This is a genomic window from Paenalcaligenes sp. DL 309 (assembly GCF_057475285.1).
In genome coordinates, this window is sequence record NZ_JBYBKW010000048.1 from 1 (window position 1) to 381 (window position 381).

At 60.1% G+C, this 381-nt stretch carries 1 protein-coding gene; it reads left to right on the forward strand.

Features of this window, described 5'->3' with window-relative positions; genetic code table 11:
• Positions 1-381: Ig-like domain-containing protein (locus tag AC2UZJ_RS12560; RefSeq protein ID WP_486950458.1), on the forward strand; the 381-nt coding region annotated here is incomplete at both ends.

Below are 381 nucleotides of genomic sequence, written 5' to 3' on the forward strand. Positions count from 1 at the left end.
CCGAGCATCACGGTGGCTGATAACAGCTACACCGACGTGGCGGGTAACGCCGGGACCGGTGCGAGTCAAGCTTGGACGGCCGATGTGCTGGCCCCAACGCTTACCATCACCACCGATAACGACACGGTGCTTGCCGTGGGTGAAACCGCGGGTGTGACCTTTAGCTTTAGCGAAGCGGTAGAGGGGTTTGTTGGGACTAGCGTGGTGACCGCAGGTGGTTCGTTAAGTGGCTTCACGAAAGTGGATGACACCACGTGGACGGCGACGTTCACCAAAGATGCCACGGACACAGTACCGAGCATCACGGTGGCTGATAACAGCTACACCGACGTGGCGGGTAACGCCGGGACTGGTGCGAGCCAAGATTGGACGGCCGATGTG